General features: G+C 70.9%; 19 protein-coding genes. 11 read left to right on the forward strand and 8 right to left on the reverse strand.

The genetic code is table 11. The features are described 5' to 3' along the window. Positions 1–37: 37 nt before the first annotated feature. The 3 genes from AB0D04_RS04355 to AB0D04_RS04365 form a co-directional block, all read right to left on the reverse strand. The gene (locus AB0D04_RS04355) at positions 38–961 is read right to left on the reverse strand and encodes an LLM class F420-dependent oxidoreductase (protein WP_362699244.1); all 924 of its coding nucleotides are present in this window, start codon (positions 959–961) and stop codon (positions 38–40) included. A 177-nt stretch (positions 962–1,138) separates the two neighbouring features. Further along, positions 1,139–1,618 carry a hypothetical protein gene (locus tag AB0D04_RS04360; RefSeq protein WP_362699245.1) on the reverse strand — a complete coding sequence of 160 codons (480 nt, stop codon included), beginning with the start codon at positions 1,616–1,618 and terminating at the stop codon, positions 1,139–1,141. A 70-nt stretch (positions 1,619–1,688) separates the two neighbouring features. Next, positions 1,689–3,176 carry an alpha/beta hydrolase gene (locus AB0D04_RS04365; RefSeq protein ID WP_362699247.1) on the reverse strand — a complete coding sequence of 496 codons (1,488 nt, stop codon included), beginning with the start codon at positions 3,174–3,176 and terminating at the stop codon, positions 1,689–1,691. 256 nt (positions 3,177–3,432) lie between these two features. Here AB0D04_RS04365 and AB0D04_RS04370 point away from each other — a divergent pair, with 256 nt between their 5' ends. From AB0D04_RS04370 to AB0D04_RS04415, 10 genes are all read left to right on the forward strand, one after another. After that, entirely contained in the window at positions 3,433–4,689 is a 1,257-nt protein-coding gene (locus AB0D04_RS04370) for an ATP-grasp domain-containing protein (protein WP_362699249.1), read from the forward strand. Then, positions 4,686–5,552, forward strand: a complete 867-nt coding sequence (locus AB0D04_RS04375) for a DUF364 domain-containing protein (protein WP_362699251.1) — start codon at positions 4,686–4,688, stop codon at positions 5,550–5,552. The genes AB0D04_RS04370 and AB0D04_RS04375 overlap by 4 nt, the downstream gene beginning before the upstream one ends. Further along, entirely contained in the window at positions 5,549–6,682 is a 1,134-nt protein-coding gene (locus AB0D04_RS04380; RefSeq protein WP_362699253.1) for a cysteine synthase family protein, read from the forward strand. Before AB0D04_RS04375 ends, AB0D04_RS04380 begins: the two co-directional genes overlap by 4 nt. Further along, positions 6,679–7,737 (forward strand): dipeptide epimerase, encoded by a 1,059-nt coding sequence (locus AB0D04_RS04385; protein WP_362699255.1) that lies wholly within the window; start codon positions 6,679–6,681, stop codon positions 7,735–7,737. Before AB0D04_RS04380 ends, AB0D04_RS04385 begins: the two co-directional genes overlap by 4 nt. Next, positions 7,734–8,993, forward strand: coding sequence for an MFS transporter (locus AB0D04_RS04390; RefSeq protein WP_362699257.1), 1,260 nt, complete (start codon positions 7,734–7,736; stop codon positions 8,991–8,993). Before AB0D04_RS04385 ends, AB0D04_RS04390 begins: the two co-directional genes overlap by 4 nt. Before the next feature lie 437 nt (positions 8,994–9,430). Further along, positions 9,431–10,270 carry a class I SAM-dependent methyltransferase gene (locus AB0D04_RS04395; RefSeq protein ID WP_362699259.1) on the forward strand — a complete coding sequence of 280 codons (840 nt, stop codon included), beginning with the start codon at positions 9,431–9,433 and terminating at the stop codon, positions 10,268–10,270. Positions 10,271–10,630: 360 nt separating this feature from the next. Further along, a complete protein-coding gene (locus AB0D04_RS04400; RefSeq protein ID WP_362699261.1) occupies positions 10,631–12,310 on the forward strand; it encodes an ABC transporter substrate-binding protein in 1,680 nt (559 codons plus the stop codon). After that, the gene (locus AB0D04_RS04405) at positions 12,307–13,260 is read left to right on the forward strand and encodes an ABC transporter permease (RefSeq protein WP_362699263.1); all 954 of its coding nucleotides are present in this window, start codon (positions 12,307–12,309) and stop codon (positions 13,258–13,260) included. The genes AB0D04_RS04400 and AB0D04_RS04405 overlap by 4 nt, the downstream gene beginning before the upstream one ends. After that, positions 13,257–14,090 (forward strand): ABC transporter permease, encoded by an 834-nt coding sequence (locus AB0D04_RS04410; protein WP_362699265.1) that lies wholly within the window; start codon positions 13,257–13,259, stop codon positions 14,088–14,090. The genes AB0D04_RS04405 and AB0D04_RS04410 overlap by 4 nt, the downstream gene beginning before the upstream one ends. Beyond that, positions 14,074–15,615 carry an ATP-binding cassette domain-containing protein gene (locus AB0D04_RS04415; RefSeq protein ID WP_362699267.1) on the forward strand — a complete coding sequence of 514 codons (1,542 nt, stop codon included), beginning with the start codon at positions 14,074–14,076 and terminating at the stop codon, positions 15,613–15,615. Before AB0D04_RS04410 ends, AB0D04_RS04415 begins: the two co-directional genes overlap by 17 nt. Before the next feature lie 609 nt (positions 15,616–16,224). On the opposite strand, the gene AB0D04_RS04420 is transcribed toward AB0D04_RS04415, so the two are convergent. The 5 genes from AB0D04_RS04420 to AB0D04_RS04440 all read right to left on the reverse strand — a co-directional run bounded on the left by AB0D04_RS04420 (position 16,225) and on the right by AB0D04_RS04440 (position 22,756). Further along, positions 16,225–17,568 (reverse strand): cytochrome P450, encoded by a 1,344-nt coding sequence (locus AB0D04_RS04420; RefSeq protein WP_362699269.1) that lies wholly within the window; start codon positions 17,566–17,568, stop codon positions 16,225–16,227. Between the two features lie 36 nt (positions 17,569–17,604). Further along, on the reverse strand, positions 17,605–18,729 hold the full coding sequence (locus tag AB0D04_RS04425; RefSeq protein ID WP_362699271.1) for a selina-4(15),7(11)-diene synthase: 1,125 nt from the start codon (positions 18,727–18,729) through the stop codon (positions 17,605–17,607). Between the two features lie 131 nt (positions 18,730–18,860). Further along, a complete protein-coding gene (locus tag AB0D04_RS04430) occupies positions 18,861–20,096 on the reverse strand; it encodes a cytochrome P450 (protein WP_362699273.1) in 1,236 nt (411 codons plus the stop codon). A gap of 561 nt (positions 20,097–20,657) precedes the next feature. Further along, on the reverse strand, positions 20,658–21,224 hold the full coding sequence (locus AB0D04_RS04435) for an SUKH-4 family immunity protein (RefSeq protein WP_362699275.1): 567 nt from the start codon (positions 21,222–21,224) through the stop codon (positions 20,658–20,660). A 779-nt stretch (positions 21,225–22,003) separates the two neighbouring features. Further along, the gene (locus tag AB0D04_RS04440) at positions 22,004–22,756 is read right to left on the reverse strand and encodes a hypothetical protein (RefSeq protein WP_362699277.1); all 753 of its coding nucleotides are present in this window, start codon (positions 22,754–22,756) and stop codon (positions 22,004–22,006) included. Between the two features lie 54 nt (positions 22,757–22,810). On the opposite strand from AB0D04_RS04440, the gene AB0D04_RS04445 reads away from it, so the two are divergent. After that, positions 22,811–23,293 carry a hypothetical protein gene (locus tag AB0D04_RS04445; RefSeq protein WP_362699279.1) on the forward strand — a complete coding sequence of 161 codons (483 nt, stop codon included), beginning with the start codon at positions 22,811–22,813 and terminating at the stop codon, positions 23,291–23,293. The last annotated feature ends 59 nt before the right edge of the window (positions 23,294–23,352 follow it).

The following is a 23,352-nucleotide window of genomic DNA, read 5'->3' on the forward strand; positions in this document are numbered from 1 at the left end:
CAACTGTCTCCGGCTTCGATCGCCCCGACCTCTGCGCTCAGCCTGCCAGCTCCCCCAGGAGTGTCCAGGTACGGCGCCGGGCAGCGTCGCCGGCGGTTTCCGTTCCCGAGAAGACCACCTCCGTCGCCCCCGCGTCCCGGTAGCGCTGCACCTCGGCGGCGACCGTCCGCTCGTCGCCGATCACAGCCACATCGGCGGCCCTTTTGCCGCCGGAGAGTTCGATGGCCCGGGCGTAGGAGGGGATCTGCTCGTAGAACGCGAGCTGTTCGGTGACCGTCTCGCGTACGGAGTCGACATCGTCGGTGACCACACCGTGTACGAGCGCCACGATCCGGGGCGCGGGACGGCCTGCGGCCTCGGCCGCTGCGGTGACGGCCGGGACGATGTGCTCGGCGAGGGCTCGGGGCCCGGCGAGATACGGCAGGATCCCGTCCGCCAGCTCGCCACTGGCCCGCAGTGCCTGTGGGCCCATCGCGGCGACGAGCAGCGGCACGCCGCCCTCGGCGCCCGGCACGCGCGCGGGGACGGGGGTGGTTGCGGTGAGCAGCTCACCGCGGAAGTCGGCGGCGCCGGTCTCGGTCAGCTGACGCAGCGCGATCAGGAATTCCCGCAGGCGGGCAATGGGGCGCTCGTAAGGGATGCCGAAGCCCGCCTCGGTCAGCAGCTTGGTGCCGAGTGCGAGTCCGAGGTGGTAGCGGCCGTGTGTGGCCGCCTGCGCGGTCTGCGCCTGGCTGGAGACGAGCAGCGGGTGACGTCCGAAGACGGGGATGGCGGACGTACCGACGTGCAGGTCGGGTACTTCCCGCCCGACGATCGCCGCCAGCTGAGGCGAGTCGGCGCCGAAGGTCTGCCCGAACCAGGCGGACCGCAGCCCAGCGGCCGCGGCCTCCGCAGCGAGCCGTACGGTGGCGTCGATCTGGTTGTCGGCGTCGGTTGCGTTGAGTGCTACTCCCACAGTCATGTCAGCTCAGAACAGCGGCAGTTGGCCGCGCATTCCGGTTTTCGTGTGACAACCTCGTCTCGGATTCTCGTCAGATTCTTGTCGGCTTGTCGTCGGCTGTGTGTACGCGAGGGGCGCATGGGTCCGGCCCCGGCACGGTGGACCTCGCGGCTCGTGGCCCTCGCGCATCGACGACGCTCAGACGACGACAGTGACGGCGCCCGGTTTGGGGAACGGCATCATGTCCCAGCCCAGGGGCCAACCTTGGGCGCATCGGTCCCCTGTCTCAGCTTCGAGTAGCCGGGGGATGCGCCACTTCCACCACGCTCCGTCCTCCCCGCGCCGGCCGGGCCAGGGAACCGTGGCCGCGCGGAACCGGTCGTCGAGTCCGTCGAGCTCTGGCTGCCGGACGGATCGCACCCGTGGAGGCAGCTGGGGCCAGACCGTGCCCAGTGCGCTCCGGCACCAGATGTCGTTGTCGAACTCGGGCGCCGACCATGCATAGCCCTCCTCCAACTCCAGCACCACAGCGCTCCACCGCTCGAAAAGGGAGTTGAGTGTGCAGGGTTGTCCGCCGGCCCGGCCACCGGCTCCGGCAGCGACCGCAGCCTGTACCGCCACGTACTCCGCAGGCGTAAAGAGCAGCACCTCAGCGCCGGGCCCCTTTGTGCGATCCATGAGGTGACCATCCCAGCGCAGTGGCGTTACGGAGCTCAGACCCCACAGTAACTGGCGCTGCAGGTCGGGTTCATGGCGTCGGCAGGCCGGGCCCGGCGCACTCCACGTCTGCTGCGGGGACCGTCCCGTCGACGAGATATGAGGCGGCCGCGCCGTCCACGCAGGCGTTGCCCCGGCTGGCGAACACGCCGTGGGAGTAGTCGTTGTGGAGCGTGACCAGGCGTGAGCCGGGAAGGTGGCGCTGGAGCTGCCGGGCTCCTGCGAGGGGGGTGACGGGGTCGTGTTCGGAGGCGATCAGCAGGATGGGGGGAGCGTCCGGGCCGCCGAGCCGGGTGCGGTGGGCGGGGGTGTGGTGCCAGTAGGCGCAGGCCGCGGCTTCCATGCCGGTGAGGATCGGCCGGGGGTCCAGTCGCCGCATGCGCCGCAGGTCGGCCGTGACGCGTCGCGGTGTGGGGCCGGGACCGTCCGCGCACTTCACCGCGCGGTTCGCGGACTCGTACGTGCGTGATGCGGCGCCGTCGAAGGGGGTGTCGGGGCGGAGGAGTTCGGTGCTGCCGTCGCGCAGGTAGGCGTGGATGCCTGAGGCGAGGGCCGCCCAGCGTTCGGTGCGGCCGAGGGCGCGGTAGACGGCGCGGTCGAACTCGGCCGGGCCGAAGCCGTTCACGGGGTGGGTGGCGAGGCTGTCGCGTGCGCTTTGGTAGGCGGCGCGTACCCGGCCCGCGCCGGTGCCGAGGCCGAAGCGTGCTGCGTGCCGCGCGGTCCAGGCGAAGAACACCTCGCGCTGGCGCAGCAGTGCCCGGCTCTGCCGCAGGTCGAAGTCGTACCAGTCCCAGGGGCCGACGACGCTGTCGAGCACCATCCGCCCGACGTGCCGGGGGAATTGGGCGGCGTAGGCGGCGCCGAGGTAGCTGCCGTACGAGACGCCCAGGAAGCCGATCCGCTGTTCGCCGAGCGCCGCGCGCAGGGCGTCCATGTCGCGGGCGGTCCAGGTCGTCGACAGCTGGGGCAGGGCGTCGCCGATACCGGTGGCGCAGTCCTTCGCCAGGCGTTTCAGGGAGGTGAGGTACGCCCTTTCCGCCCTGGGGCCGGCCGGCACCGGATCCGGGCCGGGGCCGGCGAAGAGACCGCCCATGGGGCCGCAGTCGGCGAGCGCGCTCTGTCCGGTGCCGCGGGGGTCGAATCCGATGACGTCGTACGAGCGGCGCACGCTCTCGGGCAGCCTGGCGCGTTTGGTGACGGCGTAGGGGACCCCTGGGCCGCCGGGCCCGCCCGGGTTCACGAGCAGGATGCCGCGCCGCTCTTCCGGCGGTCCCGAGGCGCGTATGCGGGAGACGGCGATGCGGATGTGCCTGCCGTGCGGGTGTGCCCAGTCGAGCGGGACGCTCAGCCGGCCGCATTCGACGCGGTCGGGGGCGGGCGGGGCCGGTACGGAGTCCGGGCAGGCGCCGAAGCGGAGCGAGGGGGGCGGGGTGGTGGCGTGGACGGGGGTGGCCGGAGTCATGGCGGCGGTTGCCAGGAGGGCGCAGAGGAGGCTTCGGCAGCGCAGGGCGGGAGTCACGGGGCTCGCATTCCGGGAATCGGCGGACGGGAGAAGAGGAGACGAGGAGAGACGAGAGGAGACGAGAGGAGGCGAGAGGAGATGGGAAGAGGCCGGGCGCGGTGAAAGGGGTGGGCGGAGCAGAGTGGCGACGGATGGCTAGATGACAATGAAAACGATTATCGATAACGTGGGGTTCGTCAAGGCGAGCCGGCCGTCCCGGACGGCTGCCGCCGACGCGTCATGCCTCCAACCCGCGTACTGAGAAGGGGAAGCCGTGGCCCATCTGCTGATGGTCGAGAGCTGGGTCGGATCGATGAGCAGGTTGCTGCCTCGGGCGATCCGCGAGGGCGGGCACGAGTTCACCTTCGTCACCCGTGATCTGCACCACTACCTGCGCTCCGCCCCCGAGGGCGCCGCGCACCCGCTGCTCTCGGCCCGCCATGTGCTGACGGCCGAGACCAACGACATCGAGGCGCTGCTGCCTCTCGTCGAGCGCGCCCACGCCGCGTTGCGCTTCGACGGGGTGGTCACGTCCTGCGACTACTACCTGCCGACGGCCGCGCGGATCGCCGGCCGTCTGGGGCTGCCGGGCCCCGCCGCCACGGCGGTCGGGAATGCCTGCCGTAAGGACACGACCCGCCGTGTGCTGGCCGATGCCGGAGTGCCGGGGCCGCGTTTCGCGGTCTGCGCCGACTGGGCCGGGGCCGCCTGCGCGGCGCGGGAGATCGGCTATCCCCTCGTACTCAAGCCCGTGGACCTGTGTGCCGGGATGTTCGTGCGGCGCGTGGACGACGAGGCGGAGCTGGCCGGCGCCTATCGGGCGCTCGCGGACTTCCCCGTCAATGCGCGAGGCCAGCGGCGCGCGCCCGCCGTCCTGCTCGAGGAGCTGCTGCGGGGACCCGAAGTCAGCGTCGAGACCGTGTCGTTCGCCGGTGCGGCACACGTGGTCGGGGTGACCGACAAGAGCGTCGGCGGCGCGCCGGCCTTTGTCGAGACCGGCCACATGTTTCCGGCGGCACTCGCCGACGGGGAGGCCGAGGCGGCCGGCGAGACGGCCCTTCGGGCGCTGACGGCGCTCGGTCTGGACGCGGTCGTGGCGCACACCGAGATCAAACTGACGGCCGACGGACCGCGTGTGGTCGAGGTCAATGCGCGCCCCGCCGGCAATCGCATCACGGAACTGATCCGCCATGTGACGGGGATCGACCTTGCCGCCGCTTGCGTCGATGTGGCGCTCGGCCGCGAACCGGACCTGCGCCGGCGCCCAACAGGGCTGCGCAGCGCCGCCATCGGGTTCCTGGTGCCGGACACCGCAGGAGTGCTGGAGTCCATCGACGGTGCCGACGAGGTGCGCACGGCCGCGGGCGTGCTGGAGGTCCAGCTGTCCGAGCCCGGCACGACGGTCAGGGCGGCGGGCAGCAACAACGAGTACCTGGGCCACGTCATGGCCGGCGACGCCGAGGGACTCGGGGCCCGCGACCGGACCGAGGCACTGCTCCCGGCCCTGTGCCCGAAGGTGGTCGGCCGATGACCGCCCTCACCAGCACCGCCCTCACCAGCGCGGATACCGTCGCGGCCTCGTACGGTGAACTCGTCGACCGCGTGCTGCGCGGCGGCTTCGGCCCCGATCCGCGGACCCAGCGGATCGCCGTGGCGTTCACCACGTGCCAGGCCGTACGGCACGACGGGCGCAGCAGCGGCTACCGGAACGAGGTGCTGAGCCTGCGCCTGGCCGAAGCCGTGGGCTCGTGCGCGGTCGAGCCCGGCGCCCTCCCCGACGGTGCCGTCGCCGACTGCGTCGGCGCGGATGTCGCCCGGCTGCTGGAGCACCCGCTGCTGCCGGTGCGCGTGGCCGCGTTGGACACCTATCTGATGCATGTCCTGCCCCATGGGCCCGCGGCCGGTGCACGGCCCTGGCCGCTGCCCGCCGGGAGTTCGCTGGAGAAGTCCCGGGCCAGGGCCCGAGCCGTCGCCGGGCTGCTCACCGTCCCACCGGGGCACACCGTGCTCGTCGTGGGAGTGGTGAACTCGCTGCTGGAGGCGCTGCGCGCGCGGCGTGTGCCGTACATACCCTGCGATCTCAAGGGCGGTACGACGGAGTGGGGCGAGCCGGTGCGGACCGACGCACTGGCCGAGCTGGAGCGCTGCGACGCCGTCCTCGCGTCGGGAATGACGCTCGGCAACGGCAGCTTCGAGCCGCTGCGCGAGCAGGCGCTGCGGTACGGCAAGCCGCTGGTGATGTTCGCCCAGACCGGCAGCGCGGTGCTGCCGCGCTTCCTCGGTGCCGGGGTGAGCGCGGTGTGCGCCGAGCCGTACCCGTTCTTCTGGCTGGACGGCGGTCCGGGGATCATTCACCGCTACGGCTGTGACGAGCGACGCGGGGCCGCCCTGTGACCACGGCCGTTCTCCGCCCCGCCGGGAACCGGGAACTTCTCGCCCTGCTCGGTCGAACTCCGCTCGCCCGTATCACCGCCGACCTGCCCTGCCCGCAGCCCGGATTCTGGGGCAAGCTCGAGGGGCTCGGCGTCGGGGGGATGAAGGCGCGGGCGGCCGTCTCCATGCTGCTCGGCGCCAAGGAGCGCGGCGAACTGCGGCCGGGGGCGCCGGTGGTGGAGTCCACGTCCGGCACGCTCGGCGTCGGGCTGGCCTTCGCCGGCCAGGCCCTCGGGCATCCGATCGTGCTGGTCGGCGACGCGGAGCTGGAGCCCTCGATGCGGCAGCTGCTGCGCGCGTACGGCGCCCGGCTGGAAGTCGTCGACCGCCCGGCGGCCGAGGGCGGCTGGCAGGCTGCGCGGCTGGCGAGGCTGCGGGAACTGCTGGCGCAACTGCCCGGTGCGTACTGGCCGGACCAGTACAACAACCCCGACAACGTGGCCGGTTACGCCTCCCTCGCCGCCGAACTGGCCGCTTCGCTGGACCACCTCGATGTGCTGGTGTGCAGCGTCGGCACGGGCGGTCACAGCGCCGGGGTCAGCGGCCCGCTGCGGCGGCACTGGCCCGGGCTGCGGCTGATCGGCGTCGATGCCACCGGCTCGACCATCTTCGGCCAGCCCGCCAGGCCCCGGCTGATGCGCGGCCTGGGCAGCAGCATCCATCCGCGTAATGTCGCCTACGAGGCATTCGACGAGGTCCACTGGGTCGGCCCCGCCGAGGCCATCGGCGCCTGCCGTCGGCTGGCGCGCGGCAATTTCGTCGGCGGCGGCTGGAGCACCGGGGCGGTCGCCCTGGTGGCGGCCTGGGCCGCCCGGATCCATCCGGGAGCCGTCGTCGCCGCGGTCTTTCCGGACGGGGCGTACCGCTACCTCGGCAGCGTCTACGACGACGGCTTCCTCGCCGCTCACGGTCTCGATCCGGCCACCGCCGCCACCCGCCCCATCGAGATCCCGCACCCCAGCGCCGTGGAGGCCGCCGGCTGGGCCCGGTGCCGGGTGGTGGCGGATCCCTTGCGGGGGCCGTTGCCGCGAACGGCCGGCAGAGCAGATGTGGCAATCGACCAGCAGAACGACCAGGAAGAGGACCTGTGAAGGTCAGTCAGCGCACCGTACGGCTCGAACTCGCCGAGCCACTGCGCATCTCCCGCTCGACGATGACGGCCCGCGACGCCGTCTGGCTGTCCATCGAGCACCAGGGACAGCGCGGCCACGGAGAAGTCGTGGCAAGTACGTACTACCGTCTCGACGCCGCCACCATCACCCGCCTGCTGAACGAAGTCGCCCTGGAACTGGGCCGGTTCGGTGATCCGGAGACCGCACTGGCGGCCCTGCGCAGCGGCGCGCTGCCGGCGGACGGCACTCCGCCCGCCGTGACCGCGGCGGTCGAGTCGGCGCTGCTCGACCTGGCCGGCAAGCGCGCGGACACCCCCGTCCACCAGCTCCTCGGCACACCGGACACGCCCTCCGCGGCGACCGCCCGCACCATCGGCATCACCTCTCGGCAGCAGGCCGAGGAGCAGGCCGGACGCCTGGTCCGGGACGGCTTCTCGGTCCTGAAGATCAAGGCCGGTGCCCCGGACCCCGAGGACGATCTGCTGCGTATACGGGCCGTACGTGCCGCGGCGCCCGATGCGCGGCTGCTTGTGGACCCCAATGGCGCCTGGACCGTCGGTGTGGCGGAGAGCCTGCTGCCCCGCCTCGCGGAGCTGGGAATCGAGGCCGTCGAACAGCCGCTGGCGCCGGGCGACCCCGAGGCGCTCGCGCGGCTCGCCGAACGCTCGCCGCTGCCGGTCATCGCCGACGAGGACGCGGTCGACCACGAGGATGCCCGCCGGCTCGCGGGCCGGGTACAGGGCATCAACGTCAAGCTCCCCAAATGCGGCGGCGTCAGCGCGGCACTGCGGATCGCCGAACTGATCGACGGGTCCGGGACCGAGCTGATGCTCGGCTGTCTGACCGCCAGCACGCTCGGGATCGCCCCCGCCGTCCATCTCGCCGACCGGGCCCGGTGGACCGACCTCGACGGGCATCTGCTGCTCGCCCACGATCCCTGGACCGGCATCGGCGGCACCGACGGCAGTGTCCGGGCGAGCCGCGCCCCCGGCCTCGGGATACGTCCGCGCGTCGGCGAAGGGCAGCCGTCATGAAGACCTGGCACGAGATACGCGGCTTCCCCACCGCGATACGGCTCCTCCTGGTCAACCAGCTCGGCGTCAACACCGGCTTCTACCTGCTCGTTCCATACCTCGCCGTCCACCTGGGCGACGACCTCGGGATGTCGGCGGCGGCGGTCGGCATCGTGCTCGGCGTACGCAACCTCAGCCAGCAGGGCCTCTTCCTCATCGGCGGATCGGCAGCGGACCGGCTGGGAGCGCGCCGGGTCATCATCGCCGGCTGCGCGCTGCGCACCGTCGGCTTCGGGCTCTTCGCGCTCGGCGACGGACTGGCCGTACTGCTGGCCGCGTCGGTGCTCAGCGGCCTGGCCGGGGCACTGTTCAACCCGGCGGTGCGGACGTACCTCGCCCTGGAGTCGGGGGAACGCAAGGCCGAGGCGTTCGCCCTGTTCAATGTGTTCGCGACCACGGGGGCCCTGGTGGGGCCGCTGCTCGGCAGCGCCCTGCTGCTGGTCGACTTCCGGGCCTCCGCGCTCACGGCGGCCGGAGTCTTCGCGGTGCTCACCATTGCCCAGGCCGTCGTGCTTCCCGCACACGAGGTCGCGCCGTCCGGGAACAGCGTCGTCGCGGACTGGCGGGAAGTCGTCAGCAACCGCGGCTTCCTGGCATTCGCCCTGGCCATGGTCGGCATGTTCACCCTGGAGAACCAGCTTTATCTGCTCCTCCCGGACGGCGCCCGCCGGGCCACCGGCTGGGACGGCGCGGCGGGCATCGTCTTCCTCGTCGGCACCCTCACCAACCTCTCGCTGCAACTGCGCCTCACCCGGGCGTTGAAGGAACGGGCCAGCCGGGCGCGATGGATCGGCGCGGGCATTGCGCTGATGGGCCTGGGCTTCGTACCACCGATGGCGGTGGCGGGATCCGGGACGGCACACGGCGGCCCCGCAGCGGCGGCACTCGGCGCGCTGCCCGTCCTGGCCGGTGCGCTGCTCCTCTACCTGGGCATCATGATCGCCCAGCCGTTCGTGATGGAGCTGATCCCCCGCTTCGGCCGCCCCGAACTGACCGGCACCTACTTCGGGCTGTTCTACGTCGTCTCGGGCGTCGCCGCGGCCGCGGGCAACGCGGTCGTCGGCTGGGCCATGGACACCGGCGAACGCACGGGGACGCAGTGGCTGCCCTGGGCGTGCTGCCTGACCTTCGGACTCGTCTCCGCCACAGCGATCGCCTGGCTGCACAGCCTCCGCTCCCTGCCCGAGCAGGTGGCGCCGGTACGGGTGCCGGCGTGAGTCCTACCGGTGTCGACTGGCCCGTATCCGGTGGCGGCGTGGCCTGCACGGGTGGCGGCGTGACCCGTTCCGGTGCCGGCGTGGCCCGCACGGGTGGCGGCGTGACCCGTACCGGTGGCGGCGTGACCCGTACCGGTGGCGGCGTGACCCGCACGGGTGGCGGCGTGACCCGTACCGGTGCCGGCGTGCCCCGTACCGGTGCCGGCGTGCCCCGCACGGGTGCCGGCTTGGCCCGCACGGGACCCGCGTGTGGAGACGGCGAGGAGAGACATGAGGAGAGGGCGATGCGTGCAGAGGCAGGGAGGCCACCGATTCATGAGGAGACACGGATGCGTGCGGAGGCACGGATGCATACGCAGACCCCCATACATCCGCACGCATCGATGCGTGCAGATGCATCGATGCGTGCGGAGGCACAGATGCGTGCGGAGACACGGATGAGAGACACCAATCTGCTCGCGAGCGACACCAACCTGCTCCCGAGAGACGCCAATCTGCTCACCGACAACCCGGCCCTGTACGAGGCCCGCTTCCCCGACTCCCAACAGCTGGCCGGGCGTTGGGCCGAGGACTGCCTGCGGCGGTACGGGGCCGGCCCTCGGGTCCTGGACATCGGATGCGGCACCGGCCGCGATGCCGCCCATCTGCACGAGGCCGGCCGTACGGTCGTCGGCGCCGATCTGTCCGCGGCGATGCTGGACCACGCCCGCGCCCACCACCCCGGCCCGGAGTACATCCGGGCCGGCCTGCGCCGTTTCGACCTGGACCTGAGGCAACGGCCCTTCAACGCCGTGGTCTGCCTGGACAGCGCCCTGCTGTACTGCCACACCAACGACGAGCTCGACGGCTTTTTGGTCTCCTGCCAGCGGGCTCTGAGCCCCGGCGGCCTGCTCATCGCGGAGATGCGTAACGGAGCCTTCTTCCTCGGCCGTACCGAAACGCTCGACGGCGCGTCCGTCAACGACTTCGCCTGGCAGGGCGTCAGCTATCGGTCCACCACCACCCTGCGCGTGGACCGAGCCGCGCAACTGCTGCGCCGTACCCGGGTGTGGACCGCCGCCGACGGGTCACCACCCATTGAGCAGCACTCGGCCTGGCGGCTTCTCTTTCCCCAGGAGCTGCGCCATGTCCTTGCCGCGCACGGTTTCGACATGCTCGCCCTGTACGACGGGCCGGGGCCGCGCACCGAGCCGCCCTGGCGTGCGGGAGATCCGCCCGCTGCCACGGTCGATGGCGACCGGCTCCATCTCGTCGCCCGCCTCGCGGAGAGCACCTGATCGCGTCTGCTCACGTCACGCTCACACTTCGAGGACCTTGCGCGCCAAAGCTGCTGCGGTCAAAGCCCTTGCGAGCCAAGGGCGTTCACTCCCGCCCCCCTGCCCGGCCTCCCCGCGCCCGGCCTCCCCTGCACGCCCTCCTCCCCGCCTGCGCCCGCCCCACTTCCTGCCCGCCCCCTTCCCGCCCCCTTCCTGCCCGCTTCCGTGCCCGCCCGCCGCCCTGCCGCCTGCCCTCCTCCTCTTTCACGGCAACGACTACGGAGAGTGATTAGTTCCCTCACTGTCACCCTCTGCGTCGAGCAATCACCCTCCGTAAGGGCCGCCAGCATTCTCCCCTGCGACTCCCCGAAGGACACCTTCATGGCCCACGTCCCCGACAACGACCCCCGCCTTCCCACCCCCCGCCTTCCCACCCCCCGCTTTCCCGAGGCCCACCTCCCGAATCGCCACCTCCCCGACCCCAGCCTCCCCGGCCCCCGCCTCCCCGGCCTTCATCGCCGTGGCTTCCTTGTTGCGGCCGGCGGGGCCGCCGGGCTCGGCGCGCTCGCCCTAGCCGGCTGCGCCGGTTCGCGTGCCGGCGCCGACGCCGAGGGGGACGGTAAGCCGCGGCGCGGCGGACGGCTCCGTGCCGCCTTCGCCGGCGGTGGCGCGAGCGAGACCCTCGACCCGCATCTGGCCAACCTCTTCGCCGATGCGGCCCGTGCCAAGGCGCTCTTCGACAAGCTCGCCGATTACGGCCCCGACCTCTCCGCCCGGCCGCGGCTCGCCTCGGCGTGGGAGCCGAACGCGGCCCTGGACCGGTGGAAGGTCTCCCTGCGCAAGGCGGCGTTCCACGACGGGAGCCCGGTGACCGCCCGGGACGTCCTCTACAGCTACCGCCGCATCGCCGACCCCAGGAAGGCGTTCCGGGCCAAGGCGTCGCTGGAGCCCATCGACCTGAAGGCCAGCCGGGCTCTGGACGAGCGGACCGTCGAGTTCGTCCTCACCCGCCCGACCGCCGAATTCCCCAATGTGCTCGCCGCGTTCGGTGCGTACATCGTCCCCGACGGCGCGCAGGACTTCGACCACAAGCCGGTCGGCAGCGGGCCGTTCCGCTGTGTGTCCTTCTCCCCCGGCAAGTCCGCGGTCTTCCGGCGCAATGATGACTACTGGGACGGTGCGCCGTATCTCGACGAGCTGGAGTTCGTCGTGGCCAACGAGGAATCGGCGCGCGTCAATGCCCTGTTGGGCGGGCAGGTCGAGTACGCCCACGAGCTGAACCCCGCCACCGCCCGCGCGCATGAGGGCCGGGGCCGGATCCGGATCGTCCGGCTGCGGAACAGCGCCATGCAGGCCTTCGCGATGAAGACCGACCGCCCGCCGTTCGACGACAAGCGGGTCCGGGAGGCGTTCTTCCTGATCGCCGATCGCAAGGAGCTGGTCGACGGCGCACTGTCCGGCGCCGGCGAGATCGGCAACGATCTGTTCGGGAAGGGCTACGAGTACTACGCCGGCAGTCTGCCGCAGCGCGAACAGGACCTCGGCCGGGCCCGTCATCTGCTCAAGCAGGCCGGCGCCGAGCGGCTGAAGGTCGCCCTCGACACCTCCCCCGTCGCCGCCGGCTTCACCGAGGCCGCGACGATCTTCCGTGACCAGGCGGCCAGGGCCGGCGTGACGATAGAGATCAAGACCGGCAGCAAGGACAGCTACTGGACGGACATCCTCGACTCCGGGACGCTGTGCTGCTACCGCTCCGGCGCCATGCCCATCGAATCCCATGTCTCCCAGCGCCTGCTGACCGGTTCCACCACCAACGCCACCCACTGGCGGCACAGGGATTTCGACGCCCTGTATCAGCAGGCCCAGTCCACCAAGGACAAGAAGGACCGCGCCGCCGTCTATGCGCGCATGCAGCGCCGCCTGTACGTGGAGGGCGGCTTCCTGGTCTGGGGATTCGCCGACTGGATCGTCGGTACCGCCCGCAGTGTCCGGGGCGTCGAGCGGAGGGCTCCGGCCAACTCCCTCGACTGGGCGCGCTTCGACAAGGTCTGGCTGGCGTGAGCGGGCCGCGTTCCTGGGTCGCCCGGCGGCTGCTGCTCGGTGCCGCGCAGACGGCGGCCGTGGTGCTGCTCGTCTTCGTCCTCACCGAGGCGCTGCCGGGCGACGCCGCGGTGGCTCTCGCCGGCGACCAGCCCGACCCGGACCGGATCGCGGCCATCCGCGCGGCGATGCATCTGGACCGCCCCGCGTACGTCCGTCTCGCGCACTGGGCGGCCGGTCTGCTGCACGGTGACCTCGGCGCGTCCTTGACCTCGGGGCGGCCCGTCAGCTCGTACCTCGCGGAGGGCTTCGGGCCGACGGTGTTGCTCGCCGTGCTGACGGTGGCGCTGCTGGTACCGGCCGGGGTCGGCCTCGGTGTGCTGGCCGCCCGGCACGCGGGCCGTCTCGTGGACCGGCTGGTCAGTGCCCTGACGCTCGGCGTGTACGCGGTCCCGGAGTTCGCCCTCGGCGTGCTGCTGGTCAGCGTGTTCGCCCTGCGTCTGGCCTGGCTGCCACCGACCGCTGTCGGGTACGGCACCGACCTGCTCGCCCACCCGGCGGCGCTCGTCCTGCCGGTGCTCGTCCTGCTGTCGCGGCCGGTGTGCTCGCTGGCCCGCCTGGTGCGCGCCGGCATGATCGACGCGCTGGCCTCGCCGTACGCCGCCCAGGCCCGCCGCTACGGCATCCCGGGCGCCCGTATCCGGTACGCGCATGCGTTGCCCAACGCCCTTGCGCCTGCCGCCCAGCAGCTCGCCCGCACGATCGACTGGCTGCTGTGCGGGGTCGTCGTCGTGGAGGCGCTGTATGTGATCCCCGGACTGGGAACGGTGCTCATGAATGCCATCGCGGAACGCGATGTTCCGGTGGTGCAGGGCCTGGCTGTGGTCTTCGGCCTGACCGCCGTCGTCCTGAATCTTCTCGCCGACCTGGTGGCCCACCGCTTCGCTCCGCGGGCGGGGGTGGCCGCATGATGACGCGCGCGGGCGCCCGGCCGGGACGCTTCATGCTCGCCCTGCTGATCCTTGCCGTCCCCGTTGCCCTCGCTCTGCTGGGGCCACTGTTCGCGGGCGGGCCCGGACCGCGAGCCCCCTCCTTCGCCCTCGGCGGCGGACACTGGCTCGGCACGGACTTCGTCGGCCGGGACACCTGGCGGCAAGTACTGCTGGGCGGACGGTCCGTGGTCGCTGTCGCACTGGTCTCGACCGGCCTGGCCTATCTGGTGGCGCTGCCCGTCGGACTGACGGGGGCGCTCACGCACCGGGTATGGCTGGACGAGCTGCTGATGCGGCCCCTGGATGTGCTGCTCGCCGTGCCGTCGCTGCTGCTGATCCTGCTGGTGGCCTGCGTTGTCTCACCGGGTGCGGTGGGCCTCGCGCTGCTGGTGGCCCTGGTCAACGTCCCGGACGCCGCGCGGATGGTGCGCGCCACCGCGGCCGAGGCGGCCTCCCGTCCGGCGGTCGAGGCGCTTCGCATGCAGGGCGAGTCATGGTGGCGCATGGCCATCGGATATGTCGGCAGATCGGCTGCGCGCACCCTCGCCGCCGACGCCGGCATGCGGCTGACGGGTGTGCTCCATCTGGTGTCGACGGCGGCCTTTCTCGGCGTCGGTGTCGCGCCGGATGCCGCCGACTGGGCGGTGATGGTGGACCGCAACCGTACGGGGCTGTTCCTCCAGCCCTGGGCGGTGGTGGTGCCGGCGCTGCTGATCATCGCCCTGACCATGGGGAGCAACCTGCTCTTCGACGCCGCACTGGAAAAGCCGTACCGGAAGAGGGGAATCGGGTGTGGACACGGTCGCTGAGATCACCAACCTGCGAGTCGAGATCGACGGCCGGCCGATTGTCGACGGGGTGAGCCTCCGGGTCCGGCCGGGGCAGGTCACCGCGCTTGTCGGTGCCTCCGGCAGCGGCAAGACGACCACGGGTCTCGCTCTGCTCGGCGAGTACCCGGCGGGCTCGCGGGTGACCGGCGACGTACGGGTGCCCGACGGCCTGGTCGGTTACGTACCCCAGCACCCCGGGGCCGCCCTCAACCCCGCCCGCCGGGTGGGCGCGCTGCTGCACGACATCGCCCGCGGCCAGGTGCGGAGCCTGCCCAGGTCCGAGCGCCGGGCCGCCGCCCACAAGCGCGTCCTGCAGGCCCTCACCATGGCCCAACTCCCCGACGGCGAGGGGTTGTTGCGTCGCCATCCACATCAGCTGTCGGGTGGTCAGCAGCAGCGCGTCGTTCTGGCGCAGGCGTTGCTGCTCGGCGCCAGGGTGGTGGTGGCGGACGAGCCGACCACGGGGCAGGACGCGGTGACGAAGCGGCGCATCGTCGGCCGGTTGGCGGCGGTCGCCCGGCAAGGCATCGCCGTGGTGCTGCTGAGCCATGACCTGGATGTCGTCCGCTCCCTCGCCGACGAGGTTGTTGTCCTGCGGGGCGGCCAAGTGGTGGAGGCCGGTCCGGCCGAGCGGCTGTGGCTCGCACCGCAGCATCCATGGACCGCCGAACTCCTGGCGGCGGAACGCACGGTGGCCGACGGTCCGCCCGCTGCGGGAGGGCGCGCGGTGCTCCAGATAAGGGGCCTCACCGCACGGCACCGCAATGGCTCCCGCCGTACGACCGAAGTGGTGCACCTCCCCGAACTCACCCTCCTCTCCGGCGAGTGCCTGGCCGTCGTCGGCCGCTCCGGCAGCGGCAAAACCACTCTCGCCCGCTGTCTGGCCGGACTCCACCGGGATCATGACGGGGATGTCCTGCTGGACGGCACTCCGCTCCCGCACAGCCTGCGCGCCCGCACCCCTGGGCAACTGGCCGCGGTCCAGTACGTCTTCCAGGACGCGAGGGCCGCGTTCGACGCATACCGGCCGGTCCTGGACCAGGTGGCACGCACGGCGATACGGCTACGAGGAGCGTCTCCCGACGATGCCCTGGCCGAGGCTCTGCGTGAGCTGGCAGCCCTCGGTCTTACGGAGGAACTGGTACGGCGCAGACCCGGTCAGCTGTCCGGCGGCGAGCTGCAGCGCGCCGCGCTCGCCCGCGCCCTGCTCGCCCGGCCGCGCGTGCTGATCTGCGACGAGATCACTTCCGGACTCGACACGGTCACCCGGCGCGGCCTGCTCGACACCCTCGCCGCGCTGCTGCGCGAGCGGCAGGAGCTGTCCCTGGTCCTGATCACCCACGACCTCGACACCGCGGCGGCGGCCGCCCGGATCGCTGTACTGGACGCCGGTGAACTCGTCGAGCTCGGACCGGCGCAACAGGTGCGCACCGCGCCGCGGCACGCGTTCACCGCGTCGCTCATGCAGCATTCGGCGGGTCTGGCGCCGGAGCCACGTCCCTGACTCAGGGGACCCGCGTGGTGAGGACGGGCTGGCAGAAGCCACTGGGTAGTGCGGCCACTGGCGCCGGCAGGTCCTTGGACGCCTTCACGCGCGGAATCACGGCGCTGCGGCAATACGTGAAACGGGAGCAGCGCACCGTCGTACCCCGTCAACACACAGAACGGCTCCCGGACGACACAAGCGGCGCCGGCTGTGCAGCGGCCTGGACACCGTCAGCCGGCCCAGGGACGCCATCGGTTTCGTCGTCCTGCTCCGCGGGGGGGGCGTCGAACGCCTTCTGGGGCTGGGTGGGTCAGTGCGCGTCCTCGGGCGGGGCCGGACGCTCTTCGCCGGATTCGAGATCGAATCAGCGCCCCTGGGGCGCCACCAGGCCTACACCACCCGCCACGGCATGCCCGGCTCCGCAGCGGCGACACGCTCTGTGTATGCGGTGCGTCCAAGGAGCGTGGCCGCGAAATGCAGCCAGGAGGCGAACTCGGTGCGGCCGGCTCCGTACACGGCAGTGCCGTCAGGCAGATCACTGCCCACGCCCAGGCGCCGTACCGGGCCGGCGCCGGGGCGTGGGCCGCGCCGGTGACGGGTTTGTGTCACCGGCGCGGCCTCGTTGCGTCAGTGGGTGCGGGCGACGATCCGCATGGGGACACGGTCGGGGTGCGCCATGGCAGAGGCGGCCTCGCGGGTGGTGTGCTCGCCGGTCGGCCGCAGTTGCCACCGGGACAGGAGGGTTGCGAGGGTGATGGTGGCTTCGGTCCATGAGAAGGCGTCGCCGATGCATTTGCGGTTGCCGCTGCCGAAGGGCACATAGGCGTGGCGCGGCCGGTCGTCCTGGCGCTCGGGCTTCCACCGGTCGGGGTCGAACCGGTCCGGCTCCGGGTAGAGGTTCGGATCGCGGTGCAGGGCGTAGAGGCTGAAGGCGACCTCGGTGCCTGCGGGCAGGCGGTGGCCGCCGAGGTGAACCGGCTCGAGCGTACGGCGCATCAGCAGGGTCACGCCGTGCAGGCGGATCGTCTCGTCCAGCACGCGCCGGATGGCGGGGAGTCGGCCGACATGCTCGATGGTCACAGGGCCCTGCCCGACGACATCGTCGATCTCGGCGAGGACTTCCTTCTCCGCCTGCGGTGCGTGCGCAAGCTCGTGCAGCGCCCAGGTGAGTGTGGATGCGGTGGTCTCCGTGCCGGCGAACAGCATCGTGACGAGTTCGTCGCGGACCTCCTCGTCGCTCAGGCCCTCGCCTTCGTCGGTGCGCGCCTGCAGAAGGAGGGACAGCAGATCGGTGCGTTCGCTGCCCTCGGTCCGGCGGGCGGTGGCGATGACCTCGTCGATGACCTGCCGCATGGTGCCGGCCGCGCGGTCGAAGGCCCGGTTGGGGCCGATCGGCAGCCAGTCCAGGACTTTGGGGGATGCGGCACGTACGAGCATGGTGCGCAGGATGACGGGCAGATCGCGGCGGACCGACTCCACCGCGGAGCGGCCTATGTCGGCGGAGAACATCGTCGCCGCGAGGGTCTCGATGGCGAAGTGCCCCATCACTTCGTGGAGTTCGATGTGCTGGTCGTGGCTGAAGGAGTCGGCCAGAGCGCGGGCCCGTTCGCTCATGATCTCGGCATAGCCGGCGATGCGCTCGTGGTGGAAGACCGGTTGTATCAGCCGCCGGTGGCGGCGGTGGGTGTCGCCGCTCGCCGTGGCCAGGCCGTCGCCGACCAGGGGACGGACCCGGTCGTACAGGCGGCCCTTCTCGAAGGAGCGGGCCTGGGTGGTGGTGATCTCGCGGATCAGGTCCGCGGTGGTGGCGACGTACATCGGCATCGTGCCCAGATCGACCCGGACCAGGTCGTCGACTTCGCGCAGCGAGCGCAGGAACGGCAGTGGGCCGCGGGCCAGTTTGGGGGTGTGGCCCAGCAGAGGCAGGCCGCCTGGGGCGCGGGGTACGCCCAGTGCGTCACGTCGTGTCACCGAAGAACCCTTTCTGTTGATGATGGTGAGCGCCGGTCAGGGGGCAGTGCAGGCAGAGACGCTCTCGTGCGTGGCCGCGGGCAGCAGGGACCACCACTCGGCGATGACCGGGATGTCCAGCGCATCGTCGCTGTCGTCGGTGGGCCGGCTGCTGAAGGTGCTCGGCAGCGGCGCCGGATCGTCGGGGGTGGTGTAGCGCAGGGAGGAGATGCCCCAGTCCTGGCTGGCGCGGATGAAGCGGCCCAGGCTCTCGAGGTACTGGCGCAGCTCCGGGCCGGCCTGGGCCTCCAGGTGTGTGCGCAGGCGCAGGAACAGGCGCAGCACACGGTCGCGTTGGGCGACCGCGGTGGCGAGGGCCTGGCCGGTGGTGCAGCCCCTCTCGTGCTCCAGGACACGGATCACGTTGAGGTAGTAGTCGCCGGAGCGGTGCTCCTTGTGGTGGCTGAGCAGGTCGTTGTCCCAGGTGATGACGAAGGAGGCCATCTCGCCGGCGGCGCGTACGGCGGGGTGGTCGCGTTCGTCGGCGTCCAGCGCGTAGCCGTGGCCCATCTCCAGCAGCGGGAGCACCACCGTGGTTGCTCCGTCGTACAGGCGCATCAGGGTGTAGTCGTTCAGGCTCGGGACCGTGCCGGCCGAGCGGTGGTGGGCCTCCCAGACCACCGACCAGAAGTATTCGCGCAGCGCATCGACCCAGCGGGCCGTCTGGGCGGGGGTGGCGTGGCCCTCGATGCGCCGGCTCAGGTCACGCAGGGCCCAGGCCAGAGAATCGTCGACAAGCATCGGCGTGCCGGGTTGCTGGGCTATGCGCAGCAACCCGTGCAGGGCGGCGTTGAGTTCCCCGGGATTCCGTCCGAGTGCGCCTTCTTCACAGTGGCCGTCGTCGACGCCGAACAGCCACAGGACGAAGTCCGACAGCAGCGTGATGACGTCCTCGTCGCCGTCGGGCAGGATACGCGCCGCGAACAGGCCGATGTCCTGGGTGACCAGACGGCCGCGCAGCTGCGGGGAACCCACCTTGTAGGCGTGCGCCCAGCGGGCGGTCGCGGCGTTGATGTCCGCGTAGCGAGGGTGGATTGCCGGTGGGACCGGAGCCCACAGGGCGGGTATGAAATCGGGCCCCACGGCTGCTACCTCCATCTCGACGCCATGTGGACTGTCCATGCCAAGACAGTCAGATTGACAGGGCGTCGCAGTGATCAACCGAGCGGCATCGTACTGACCAACCGGAATCTCAACCACTGTGTCTCACGTGAAGGACGCGACTACATGAGGCCAAAGGTGAACAAGAGGTGTCAGTTGGCCCTGCCCAGCAGGTCCTTCCACCACGGGCGGCGCGCACCGCCGGCCCGTGCGGGGGTCGTCGGCGCGGGCACCGGAACCGGGGGCTCGGCCACCGGCGGAAGGGGCAGACGGGTCCTGGTGTCCTCGCCCGGCTGCGGCGCGAAGACCACCGGCAGCCTTTCCTGGCGTTGCGTCAGCCAGGAGTTGCGCGTGGACAGTTCACTCTCGTCGACGGCGAGCTGCAGGTCGGCGAGACGCGCCAGGAGCGTATCGATGGCTCCCTCGGCGATGGACCGGCCGATGTCCTTGCCCGGGCACTCGTGCGGCCCGCTGCTGAAGGCGAGGTGCGCCCGGTTGCCGTGCAGCGGCTTGGCAAGGTCGGGGCGCTGGGCCGGGTCGGTATTGCCGGCCGCCAGACCCAGCAGTAGAAGGTCTCCCGGCTGGATCTCGAAGTTGCCCAGCACACACCTTTCCTTCGCCACCCGCCCCGGGACCACCGACATGGGCGGGGCGTCCCACAGCACCTGGTCCAAGGCATCGGGCAGCGTCATGTGCCCGCCCGACAGGCTCGCCCGAAACCGCCGGTCGGTCAGCACCATGCGCAACGTGTTGGCCATCAGGTTGACCGTGGTCTCGTTCGCCGCCACCAGAATCAGCCGCAGGTGCTGCAGGACCTCGTCATCGGTCAGGCCGGAGGAGTGGGACAGCAGCATCGACGGCAGATCCTGGCCCGGCCTGTCCCGACGGCGCCTGACCACGTCCTGCAGCGTCTGGACGATGAAGTCATTGGACTGCATCGCCGTTTCGCTCAGACGCATCAGGTCCAGGGCCGCACTGACCAGCTGTGGTCCGTTGGCCTCCGCCATCCCCAGCAGCCGCGTCATCACCATCATCGGCAGACGCTCGGCGAACTGACTGATCAGATCGGCCCGGCCGTCGGCGGCGAACTCGTCGATCAACTGCTGCGTGTAGCGGACGGTGTAGCGGCGGATGCCGCGCAGCGCGAACTTCTCCAGGCTGTCGGTGACCGCACCACGCAGCCGCGCGTGTTCCTCCCCGTCGGCGAAGACACACACCGGCTGCGGCTGGAGCGTCGGCCGCAGCGGGGAGTCGGCCGGCACCAGACCACGCCGGAACATCGTCCACTGGCCCGAGTCACGGGTGAACTGCAGCGGGCGGGTCGTCACGTACTTGTTCTCGTCATAGCCCAACACCAGCCACGCCGGCAGATCCCCGTGCAACAGCACCGGAGCCACCGGCCCGTGCTCCCGGCGCAACCGCTCGTGCAACGCCCGCGGATCGGACTCACCCTCCCCGTACAGACGGCGTATACCCTCCTGCCCCAGACCGTGCGCGGGACATCCGGGAGGCGCAACGACACCGGTGTTACGGGGATCCAAACCTTCGGTCACAAGTCCTCCGAGCCACGAAGACAACAGGCAGCGCACCGGTGCCGACGGGCAGACACCCCCCGCCGCCACCGCACATACATCGCTGCAGTCATACAAGAAGAGCACATCGCAGGCAGCATATCGCCGCGGCACCAGCCCCTTTGACGCCCTGGCGGATCCCTGACACCAGCGACACACACGGCGCAGGACCCGTAGGCGTCAGGGGGACGCGGGCAGCACGATGACGCGGGCAGCACGATGACGCAGGCAGCGGCATGACGTGAGTGCCTCGGGCGGCGTAAGCGGCGTGAGCGGCTGCCGCCGCACCGCCCATGCCCTCAAGCGCGGCCATGGACAGCTCTCTGGAGTCTGTTTGACGCTATGGCAACAGCCGCAGGTGCAGGCAGGGTACGGGAATTACCGTGCGTCAGGGTAGGCAACCCAGTCCAGGATGTCGTGCCAGCGGGAATGAGGAACGTTCAGGGCTTCGGGGTCGATTTGCTGCATCTGCGCGGTCAGGCGCCGCACTGCCCCCTCGGGGTCGAGTTCTTGTTCCAGTTCCTCGTCATAGTTCGGGCGCTCCCGCTCGAGCAGGTAGAGGAAATGCGCGAAGGAGCGGAGGTCCTTGTTGAGCGGGTAGACCTCACCGTCCTGGGGGAGGCACTGGACAGCCCCGGTGGCGACATCCAGGGCGATATCGTCGTAGGGAACCATACCGATGAGTACCCAATCTCCCGCGTTATCGGGCAAGTTATCCCAGCGGTCCCTCATGTCGGCATAGCAGGCGCCGACCTTCCCGAGTTCGCTGTCCGACTCATCGATGAGGTCGAACCAGGGGGTGGGGCGGGAGGGCAGGCCGATGTCGCGCAGGAAGTGCACGCTGGCTTCATCTTCGATGCCTGCCAGCATTTCCTCCGGCAGCGTGCACAGCTCTTCCGGGGTGAACACCATTTCCAGGGCTTCCCGGTCGATGGGGAGTGTCATGTGGCGGCCTGCTCCGTCGCACGTAATGCGGATAGGTCGATCTTAGCATCCACGCCAGCTTTTTGACGCTGCGTCAGATCATTGTCGCGCAGATACCAACTCTCATCGATTCGCTTTCAGTTGAGCCAAGTAGGCCTCAACACCGGCGTTCATCAGAGCCCTGCCTGCAGGGCCATTTCGAAGCCGTCCCGGCGGCGTCGGCCGCGAAGCCGATCCGGATCAGGAAGTCCGCTTCCCGACGCTGTGACGTCATTCTCTGACCTTCTCGGGCCAGCACTTCTGCCCGTCCTTGAGCCTCGCCGTGATGGGCTGCAGGGCCTTCGTCATCGCGCCCGTCGTGCGTCGGCGCCGAGGGCCTGGCGGGCCCGAACGCGCCGGTCGGTGGGCTGCGCAGGCGGAGCAGGCACAGGAGGAGAGGACTTGGGCGTTGCCCCCGCGTGCGCGCGGGGGTCGCTGAGCGCTCGCGGTGTGGTGGTCACCGCGGTGACCACGAGAACGGGGCCGCTGCCGCCACCGCTGCGGCTGTACGCAGGGGAGAGCAGGGCCGGGGAGTCGGTGACCCGGTACGGGGTGAACGTGTCCGGCGCACTCCGTGCGCTATGACCATGGCCGTGGCAGCGGCAAAAGCGGCCCCATGGGCAGAGGGCAGCGTCGACATGACACAGGACGACGATGCAGGTTCGCCATCAGGCCGAAGATCCCCGCCACAGTCGCGATACCGCCGCTCAGCCACCGTTTGCAGGAGTCGGCGTCGGGGCCGATGCGCCCTGGTGGTCCGCTCATCGGGCAGCGCCGACCACGGCCGCCCATATGAGGTTGGCCGCAGCGATCTCGTCGAGCTTGACCAAGCCTGCGTTCTTCGCCCCCTCTTCAGAGCTGGGGATCGGATGCATCGGCTTCCATCGGAGGTCCCCGCTGAACAGCTCGTCGCGCTGCTCGTCCCGCAGCTCGCGACGCCTCAGAAGCGGCCCCTGGCCATCGGCTGCCGTGTAGTACGAAATGTGCCCCTCGGCGTCGACGGCATCGAGGACGGTGTCGCGGAGCGTGCTGAGGGGCGGGGTGCGGAGGTGGCCTTGGAGGGTTCCGGGCCGGAACAGCACGCCTGTCAGATCGAGGAATCCGGCGTTGTCACGGAAGAACTCGCCTCCCCGCTCGTAGAAGAGGACCAGTGGCTCGTAGAGATCGGGGAGGTCGGGAACCGCGGCCGGGTTCTGTGCCCGGAGTTCCGCCATGCGCACCGCACCCGCGCAAGTGCGCCTGACGGGTCCGCTGGGCACATGGCTCAGGGATTCTTCAAGCTCTGCAGCGAATTCCGGGGGAAGTTGAAGTTCGGGGTGCGCATACTGGGTGACATCAAAGAAAGGCCACTCGCTCTCGGCCGAGTAGAACCGGGCCCACACTGCCGCCCGCCGCATATATTCACGCAACAGAATGCGGCGTGACATGACATGCCCGAACGCGTAGTCCCAGTCCCCCATCCATTCAACCGCGCGAAGACGATTCAGCATGGGGGATGACGTCCGGTCGGTCACTTCAGTTCAGCTCCCTTCGGTCGCAGCTCCTGGAGGGCCGCTCTTACCTCGTCGATGGTGGACGGCGGGAAGGCGGGCGGCAGCAACGGTGCGGCCGGTGGCGGGTCGGCGACGTCCGGTCCCACCGGAAAGGCGTTCGCCGCCTTCGTGCGCGGCACGTGGAAGGTCGAATGGAAGGACCCCGGCGACGACAAGATCACCGGCACCGCCAGGATCGACGACGGCACCTGGTCCATCACCTTCCCCGACGAAGAGCCGTTGCACGGCACCTGGTCCCTCCAGGGCAGCCAACTGGCGTTGCAGGCACCCGAGTCGCCGGACAGACCGGAGAGCCTGCACGATGCCGCGGTCACCAACGTGCCCGCGACGGTGGGCGACTCCGTCTCCCTGACCATGCCATGGCAACCGCCGGGCGCCCCCGACGCCATGGACGGACAGAAGCTCGACGTGACCTGCAACAGCAAGGACGGCGTGCTGCGCATCCGGCACATCGAGGAGAGCGGCAGCACGACCGTCCACACCTGCACCCGCATGTAGTTCGCGTCGGCGAAGACGCCCGGGTCGCGAACCGATTTTGAACCTCGTCACCTGGCCCT

The sequence above is a fragment of the Streptomyces sp. NPDC048483 genome, from assembly GCF_040651455.1.
In the GTDB taxonomy this organism is placed as follows: Bacteria; Actinomycetota; Actinomycetes; order Streptomycetales; family Streptomycetaceae; genus Streptomyces.

Excerpts from the sequence above, each read along its gene's own strand:
- AB0D04_RS04400 (WP_362699261.1), top strand. The coding sequence starts at position 10,631 with ATGGCCCACGTCCCCGACAACGACCCCCGCCTTCCCACCCCCCGCCTT.
- AB0D04_RS04375 (WP_362699251.1), top strand. The coding sequence starts at position 4,686 with ATGACCGCCCTCACCAGCACCGCCCTCACCAGCGCGGATACCGTCGCG.
- AB0D04_RS04410 (WP_362699265.1), top strand. The coding sequence starts at position 13,257 with ATGATGACGCGCGCGGGCGCCCGGCCGGGACGCTTCATGCTCGCCCTG.
- AB0D04_RS04435 (WP_362699275.1), bottom strand. The coding sequence starts at position 21,224 with ATGACACTCCCCATCGACCGGGAAGCCCTGGAAATGGTGTTCACCCCG.
- AB0D04_RS04395 (WP_362699259.1), top strand. The coding sequence starts at position 9,431 with ATGAGAGACACCAATCTGCTCGCGAGCGACACCAACCTGCTCCCGAGA.
- AB0D04_RS04445 (WP_362699279.1), top strand. The coding sequence starts at position 22,811 with ATGGTGGACGGCGGGAAGGCGGGCGGCAGCAACGGTGCGGCCGGTGGC.
- AB0D04_RS04390 (WP_362699257.1), top strand. The coding sequence starts at position 7,734 with ATGAAGACCTGGCACGAGATACGCGGCTTCCCCACCGCGATACGGCTC.
- AB0D04_RS04360 (WP_362699245.1), bottom strand. The coding sequence starts at position 1,618 with ATGGATCGCACAAAGGGGCCCGGCGCTGAGGTGCTGCTCTTTACGCCT.
- AB0D04_RS04355 (WP_362699244.1), bottom strand. The coding sequence starts at position 961 with ATGACTGTGGGAGTAGCACTCAACGCAACCGACGCCGACAACCAGATC.
- AB0D04_RS04425 (WP_362699271.1), bottom strand. The coding sequence starts at position 18,729 with ATGGACAGTCCACATGGCGTCGAGATGGAGGTAGCAGCCGTGGGGCCC.